Here is a 7,997-nt window from a genome sequence, read left to right on the forward strand (position 1 = left end):
TTACACTGCTTTGCGTTACTTTGCATTGAGCCGGTTATAGTGAACACACTGGTTAGCAGCCAACAACCAACCCAATATAAAGGTGATGATTATGACTAAAGTAAACACGCTATCAAAATTAGTACTTATATGTGGCTTAACAGCTGCAACGCTCAGTGCGGGCAGCGCATTCGCAAAAGGCGATGGCTATAAACAAGAACACTCTCAAGCGCGCTTTTTACTCTCTGAGCGAGCAGCAGATAAGCTGGCACTTACGCAAGATCAACAAACACAACTAAAAGCGATTTTTACAGCGCAAAAAACGCAAATTAAAGCGCTAAGAAGCCAAGACAAAGACGTGCGCAAGGCACAGCGTCAAGCCTATAAAGCACAAATGGATGCATTATTGTCAGCGCCAAATTTTGACGAAAATGCAGCGAAAGAGTTATTAACCGCACGCCAAGATAAGAAACAGCAATTGGGGTTAATTAAATTAAAAACCCAGCATCAAGTAATGCAATTGCTTAACGCTGAGCAAAAAGAAAAGTTAGCTAAAATACAGCAGCGAATGAATAAAAAACACCGTAAACATAGAGCATAACGTTTTAACACAAAGCAAAAAGCCAGCTAAATGCTGGCTTTTTTATATTACACGAGTGATTATTTAAAAAAGTCATCTTCATTTTTTGCCATCATTGCTTCAATGTCTTCAATCATGTCTTGATTGAATTCATCGGCAGAGGTGATGGGTGCTGAAATTTTATTATTTTCAAACGACCACTCACCTAAGTCAATAAGTTGGCAACGCTTTGAACAAAAAGGGCGGTGCGGACTTTGTGCTGACCATTCTACTTTTATTTTGCAGGTTGGGCAGTTAACCATAGTTGGCATAATTTACTCTCAAATTGATATAGGCTTAGCCGCTCAATTTATCGTTAAGCAACTAAGCACTTTATTTAAAAACTAGTAACACGGTTTATCTCAGCCAGAGAGGTAACGCCCTCTGCTGCTTTTCGAAGACCTGATAAGCGTATGTTATTAAACCCTGCTTTAAGTGATACTTCGGCAATTTCTAGTGAGTTACCCCCACGCATAATAATTTGTGCAATTTCTGGAGTAACTTTCATAACTTCGTAAATACCAACACGGCCTTTGAAGCCATCTGTACAGTTTTCACAGCCTTTAGGGGCATATAAAACCATATCCTGTATTTGCTGTTCACTAAAGCCTTGGCGCATAAGTTCTTCAAGGGGTAATTGCTCTGGCGTTTTACATTTAGAGCATAACCTTCGGGCTAAGCGCTGGGCGATTATCAAGCTGATTGAACTGGCCACATTATACGCGGGTACGCCCATATTTAACAAACGGGTAATGGTTTCTGGTGCTGAGTTAGTATGTAATGTAGATAACACTAAGTGACCGGTTTGCGCCGCTTTAATTGATATTTCAGCGGTTTCTAAATCCCGTATTTCACCGACCATTACTACATCGGGATCTTGGCGTAAAAATGCCCGCAAAGCGTTAGCAAATGTCATGTCGGCTTTAGTGTTTATTTGTACTTGGTTAATCCCTTCGAGGTTAATTTCTACCGGATCTTCGGCGGTACTAATATTTCGCTCGGGCTGATTTAGTATATTTAAGCCCGTATACAGGGAGACGGTTTTACCCGAGCCAGTTGGGCCAGTAACTAAAATCATCCCCTGAGGTTGATTTAGTGCATCGAGGTAGAGCTCTTTCTGTTCGGGTTCATAGCCTAAAACATCAATACCTAACATGGCACTTGATGAATCGAGGATACGCATTACAATTTTTTCGCCCCACAAAGTGGGCATAGTACTAACACGAAAATCAATACTTTTACGTTCTGTCACTTTGAGTTTTATACGGCCATCTTGTGGCTTACGTTTTTCAGCGATATCAAGGCGTGACATAACTTTTATACGAGCAGATAGCTTACTGGCTAAGGTATTTGGCGGGCTGGCTACCTCATGCAAAATTCCGTCGATGCGAAAGCGAATACGATATTTATGTTCATAAGGTTCAAAGTGAAGATCCGAAGCGCCTTTTTTTATTGCGTCCATTAAAATTTTATTAATGTAGACAATAATAGGGGCGTCGTCTTTGTCATCGTCTTTTGGCGTATGATCTTTTTGTGGCTCAGAATCTAGTTCAGCAAACTCTTTAAATTCATCCTCACTTAAATTTAAGCTACCTGCAGCATCCAGTAGTTGCTCAATTTTATGGTCAAGCTGTAGGTAGTCAACTACTACCACTTCACACGATAAACCGGTGCTAAATTCAAAGTTTTCAAAAGCGCCGTAATCGGTAGGATCTGAAGCGGCAATATATACTTTTCTGCCTTTTTGTACCAAAGGTAAAATATGATGCTTGCGGATCAGCTTTTCTTTAACTAGCTCGGTAGGAATTTGTGCAACATTAAAATCTTTTAAATCAAAAAAAGGCACCCTAAACAAATCAATACATTGCTCAGCTAAATCGTTGCTATCTATTTTTCCGCATTTAGAAATAAGTTCTGCGGTTGACGCAAAGTCTTGCTGCCTGGCTTTTACGGTATCGGTATCAACCCGGCCGAGGGTAATAAATTTTCTTAGTAACGGTGAGTTAATATTCATTGCGCACCTGATTTAATCCTTCTTTAATCAGCAATTTATCAGAAAAAAGAAAGGAATACATTAATCGTACCAATGCAGCAGATAATTTACCGATAAAAATATCAGTTTATTGCGCTGTGATTGGGTCAGTCACTCTATATTGTAGACTTTGCTTGCTGTAAATAATAATTATGTAGCTTAAGTAAGTCTTGTTTTACATCGTTTAAATCGCGGTTATTATTTAAAATATCATCCGCTTTTTGTTGTTTATGCTCACGAGACATCTGTGCGTCAATTATTTGTTTTGCTTGTTCAGAGCTTATATTGTCACGTTTTGTGGTGCGGGTAATTTGTATTTCTACTGGTACATCAATCAGCAAGGTGCGATTACAGTAGCGATCAAGCCCATTTTCAAATAATAACGGGGCAACTAAAACCACATAGTCGCTTTGCGCGTTTTTTAAGTCAGTGAGTAGTTTAGTGCGTATTAAAGGGTGCAGCAGCGCATTGAGCCATGTTTTTTGTTCAGGATTACTAAAAATCCGCGCTCGTAGTTCGCCACGGTTTAATGCGCCATGTTCATCGAGTATGTCAGTGCCAAAATGCTCAACAATAGCTTTTAGACCATCAGTGCCAGGTTCAACTACTTGGCGAGCTATAATATCAGCATCAACAATAGTAATGCCTAGTTCTGCCAACATATCGCTAACTGCGGTTTTACCACAGCCAATCCCGCCGGTTAGGCCCAGCACCCAGTTATTTTTATGGTTTTGTGTATTACTCATAATTAGTAACCAATAAAATTAAAATAGCTGTTTTGTAGTTGTGTCCCCCACAGCATAGTGATCCAACCGGCTATTGCTAAATAAGGGCCAAAAGGAATAGGGGTTGCTTTGTCTTTACCTTGAATACTCAGTAGGGCAATGCCTATTACTGCGCCTACCACGCTTGAGAGTAAAATAATGGTCAATAACGATTGCCAACCTAGCAGTGCGCCAAATACAGCCAGTAATTTAAAGTCGCCATAACCCATACCTTCTTTGCCAGTAATTAGCTTAAACAGCCAAAACACACTCCACAAGCTTAAATAACCACATGCTGCACCAATAATGGCATCGCTAGGGGCTATGGTATAACTCATAACTGAGGCGATTAACGCCAGCCATAAAAGCGGCAAAGTAAGCTGATCCGGCAGCAACATGTGATCAATATCAATAAAAGTCAGTGCTACCAATGCCCAAGTCACTACAATGTACAATAAAGCCTGCTCAGTTGCGCCAAAAGTGTAAGCAACAACTAGGCTTAAAGTAGCGGTAATGGCTTCAACGGTTGGGTAACGCACTGAGATTGGGTTATCACAAGTTGCGCATTTACCTTTTAAAAATAACCAACTGAATATAGGAATGTTTTGCCATGGTTTAATGGCTGCTTTGCACTTAGGACAACATGAGTTGGGCTTAACTAAATTAAACGTGTCAGTATTTTGTGAAGTGGCCTGTTCAGTCTTTGGGCTGGTTAGTTCATCGGCTAATAATAAGCGACATTCCGTTTGCCATTCTTTTTGCATCATTAGTGGCAAGCGATATATCACTACATTTAAAAAGCTACCTATACATAAACTTACTAGGCCAACCGTGGTCAAGTAAAACCATAGGTTTGCTTGCATCGCGTTGCTGATATCAATAAAAAGACTTTGCATTTATTTTACCTAAAACTAAATTCTGCTTTGATAATACAGTGGTTTTACATAAGTGCAAAGTTAGGGTTTAGGATGTTAGGTTCGAGCGACGGGCAACGGGTTGCGGGGAACCACCGCTTTTTAATTGTTCTGAAGGCGGGGCTTTATGTCGCGCAAGGTTATTATTCACAAAGAGGTTAAGAGACGCTTCGCTTTTAAAGGTAGTTAAGGTTACGGGCGGCGAGCTGCGGGCCTCGAACCTCACACCTCGACCCTAAAATCTGTCTAAATAACCGAACCTAGTTGGAATATAGGTAAGTACATGGCCACAATTAAGCCGCCAACTAATACACCGAGTACTGCCATGATTAATGGCTCCAGTAAGCTAGATAGGCCATCTACCGCGTCATCTACTTCTTGCTCGTAAATAGTGGCGACTTTAGCGAGCATGCCATCAAGCGATCCTGATTCTTCACCAATGGCGACCATTTGTATTACCATATCGGGGAATATTTTAGAGTTACGCATCGCCCAATTCATTTGATTACCTGAGCTCACCTCGGCTTTTATTTCTAAAATAGCATAACGGTAAACTGCATTACCTGATGCACCGGCAGCAGAGTCTAGCGCATCTACCAGCGGTACACCCGCAGCAAAGGTGGTCGATAAAGTCCGCGCATAACGTGCCACAGCGGCTTTATTAAGTATCATGCCAATAACCGGGAGTTTAAGTATGGCGCGGTCGGTAGCATCTCTGAGCGCTAAGCTTCTGAGTGCGGCTTCTTTGTATATGTAGCCAAATGCCATAACGGCAATCAGTATCATCCACCAATACGCTTGCATAAATTCAGAAATGCCAATTACAAATAAAGTAAAAGCGGGGAGCTCAGCGCCAAAGCCAGCAAAAATATCTTGGAATTGCGGCACTACAAAAATCAATAAGATAGAAGTTACAATTCCAGCAATCACTAAAACTGATATTGGATAAAACATGGCTTTTTTAATTTTTGATTTCAGCGCTTCTGATTTTTCTTTATAAAGGGCAACGCGGTCAAATATTTTATCTAAAGCGCCCGATTGCTCACCAGAGGCCACTAAATCGCAATATAAATCATCAAAATAGCGAGGGTACTTTCTAAGTGCGTTAGAAAGCGGCAACCCAGCTTTTACTTCATCGCCAATAGCACTCATGAGCTTACTCACGCTCTTATTAGTGGAGCCTGAAGCTATCATCTCTATGGATTGAATCAGCGGTACACCCGCCATCAGCATGGTGGCTATTTGCCTTGTCACTAAAGCAATATCTTTTGGGGTTATTTTTTGTACGCTTTTTATGCCGAAGAGTGGCTTCGCTTTACGCTTTACTTTAGAGGGGGTAATGCCTTGTTTGCGTAATTGTGCTTTGACTAGTGCAATGCTAGATCCCGTAAGCTCGCCCTCAAGCTTCTTGCCTCGAGCGCTTACACCTACCCACTGAAAGGTATCAAGGCTTTTAACTTCTTGTTTAGTTGCCATATAAAACTCACTTGAATTAAACGGGGGTTAAATTACGCAATTAGTAAAAATTTATATAAAAAAAGCGCCCCACAGAGCGCTTATTAAAAGTTAAATACCGATCACAATTATGTTGATGGTGTTGTAGCAGTTTGAGGACAGCTTTTTGGTGCCAGTGAAGCATCAGCTGCACCCGTTGTGGCGCACGTCCAACCGCCATTTTCGCGTGTCCATTTTATTTTAGCATCTTTAACTTGCGTTGGCGCATTCAGAATTGCACACTCAATACCCGTAGCATCTGTTGTAATAGTACAATTGGATGTAGGGCTATTTAGGCCAGCAAGTTCATTTGTTGGCGTTTCACCATTGTTAGTAGCAATTTCAAAACCTGTTCTACCAGCTGATATTTCCGCTAGTCCAGCTGTTAGTTTAGATGAAGCTTGATAATCAGAATAAGCAGGCAGTGCTACTGCTGCTAAAATACCGATGATTGCTACTACAATCATTAATTCAATTAGGGTGAAACCCTTTTGGTTTTGTTGTGTAATTGTTTGCATGTTTCCTCTCCTAAAGGATAATGTTGTGGTAAGCCAAACGGGTATAAGTTTATAAACTGTAACTTATATTGTTCACTTAACCTGTTACTACAAAAATAAAATCATTTTGCCAAATTTAGTGCTGTGTTTAAGCGGTAAAAATTTTCCGCGAAGACACGCACTTTATGGCGGTTATTCGTTAATTTGTCCCTTACTTGAGCATAAACCTAACTATTAAAAGTTAGTTATAACCCGCGTAAGTTACAAGCTAATTATAAAAATAAACCCTATCGCTTATTTTTATTCTATCCCTTATAAATGCTTTTTCAGTCTTTTTAACTAATTGAAAATTTAAAACTAGTCAATATGAATGAGTCTAACACTGTTTATTGCGCTTTTGTATGTAAAAACACTATAAAAAACGCATTAATTTAATAACTTGTTAAAATGGTCCTTTTGAATTATTTAATGCCCTTTTTTAAAAGCTGTCAATCAATTAGCGCAAGAATATATAAATAAAATTTTACATTGTTTACTCAAATCGCATCGATAAATCGATTGATTGTAAATTTTTTGTAAGCGCGCCACTTGAGATAAAGTCCACACCTGCTTGCGAGTAGGCTTTTAGTGTTTCTAGGGTCATATTGCCTGATACTTCTAACTTAGCGCGCTTATTTGTAATGCTAACTGCTTGGCGTATTTGCTCTGGATTAAAGTTATCTAACATTATGATGTCGGCGCCAGCGTTAATGGCTTGCTCTAGCTCATCAAACGATTCAACCTCAACCTCTATAGGTTTATCGGCATGATTTAGCTTAGCTTGAACTACTGCGTTATTAATTCCTCCACAAGCCGCTATGTGGTTTTCTTTAATTAAAAACGCATCAAACAAACCAATTCGGTGGTTTGCACCGCCACCACACTTAACTGCGTATTTTTGCAATGCTCTTAGCCCAGGTATGGTTTTACGAGTATCGAGTAGTTGCGTGCTAGTACCACTTAGCTCTTTTACATAATGCGCTGTGGTGGTGGCTGTGCCAGAAAGCGTTTGTACAAAATTAAGTGCAGTTCGCTCGGCCGTTAAAATAGCGCGAGCAGAACCGGAGGCGGTAAATAGGGTGCTATTGGCACTAACAAAGTCGCCATCGTTAACGCATATGTTTACAACCACACTTGGGTCGACTTGTTTGAACACTTCAATGATTAGATCTTTACCACAAAAAATGCAGTCTTCACGAGTGATCACTTTCGCATTAGCTTGCTCTGCTTGAGGAATAAGCTGTGCGGTAATATCGCCTTGTTCTGCGCTTTGGTTATTTAGGTCTTCATCCAGTGCTAAGGTAACAAGTTGGCTAATTAGGGTATGCGAAATAGACATGAAAAAGCTCATAGTAGATAATAAATTAACTAAATTTTACTCTGTTTAATTACTAATTAGAAGCAGCTAACAACTAAACTAAAAATTAACGCGTTAATCATATTTTATCGTTTAGTATTACGCTATCTTTATGGGATTAAATCTATTAGCATCTTGATATACATCAATTTTGGTTGATTAACCTGAGCTCTAGATAATAAATCTATCTCAAGCTGCTATTTTGAGCAAATACTGTGTTGAATATATTTACAATAGTGTTTTAAATTTTTCGGCAACGGGCAACGGGCAACGGGCAACGGGCAACGGGCAACGGGCAACGG

The 7,997-nt window shown here is 40.0% G+C and carries 8 protein-coding genes; 1 reads left to right on the top strand and 7 read right to left on the bottom strand.

Annotated elements, in window-relative coordinates; all coding sequences use genetic code 11:
• Positions 1 to 91 precede the first annotated feature (91 nt).
• A complete protein-coding gene (locus DK924_RS00650) occupies positions 92 to 580 on the top strand; it encodes a Spy/CpxP family protein refolding chaperone (RefSeq protein ID WP_109874092.1) in 489 nt (162 codons plus the stop codon).
• Positions 581 to 639: 59 nt separating this feature from the next.
• On the opposite strand, the gene yacG is transcribed toward DK924_RS00650, so the two are convergent.
• The 7 genes from yacG to nadC form a co-directional block, all read right to left on the bottom strand.
• Positions 640 to 870: a DNA gyrase inhibitor YacG gene (gene yacG, locus DK924_RS00655; RefSeq protein ID WP_010391853.1), complete on the bottom strand. Its 231-nt coding sequence runs from the start codon at positions 868 to 870 to the stop codon at positions 640 to 642.
• A gap of 65 nt (positions 871 to 935) precedes the next feature.
• A complete protein-coding gene (gene pilB / locus DK924_RS00660; protein WP_109874093.1) occupies positions 936 to 2,612 on the bottom strand; it encodes a type IV-A pilus assembly ATPase PilB in 1,677 nt (558 codons plus the stop codon).
• 134 nt (positions 2,613 to 2,746) lie between these two features.
• The gene (gene coaE, locus DK924_RS00665; protein WP_109874094.1) at positions 2,747 to 3,376 is read right to left on the bottom strand and encodes a dephospho-CoA kinase; all 630 of its coding nucleotides are present in this window, start codon (positions 3,374 to 3,376) and stop codon (positions 2,747 to 2,749) included.
• 2 nt (positions 3,377 to 3,378) lie between these two features.
• Entirely contained in the window at positions 3,379 to 4,290 is a 912-nt protein-coding gene (locus tag DK924_RS00670) for an A24 family peptidase (protein WP_109874095.1), read from the bottom strand.
• A 264-nt stretch (positions 4,291 to 4,554) separates the two neighbouring features.
• Positions 4,555 to 5,784: a type II secretion system F family protein gene (locus DK924_RS00675; protein ID WP_109874096.1), complete on the bottom strand. Its 1,230-nt coding sequence runs from the start codon at positions 5,782 to 5,784 to the stop codon at positions 4,555 to 4,557.
• A 107-nt stretch (positions 5,785 to 5,891) separates the two neighbouring features.
• Positions 5,892 to 6,320, bottom strand: coding sequence for a pilin (locus tag DK924_RS00680; protein WP_109874097.1), 429 nt, complete (start codon positions 6,318 to 6,320; stop codon positions 5,892 to 5,894).
• Between the two features lie 511 nt (positions 6,321 to 6,831).
• On the bottom strand, positions 6,832 to 7,677 hold the full coding sequence (nadC, locus tag DK924_RS00685) for a carboxylating nicotinate-nucleotide diphosphorylase (RefSeq protein WP_016899186.1): 846 nt from the start codon (positions 7,675 to 7,677) through the stop codon (positions 6,832 to 6,834).
• Positions 7,678 to 7,997 lie beyond the last annotated feature (320 nt).

It is taken from the genome of Pseudoalteromonas sp. meg-B1 (assembly GCF_003173795.1).
Taxonomy (GTDB): Bacteria; Pseudomonadota; Gammaproteobacteria; order Enterobacterales; family Alteromonadaceae; genus Pseudoalteromonas; species Pseudoalteromonas undina.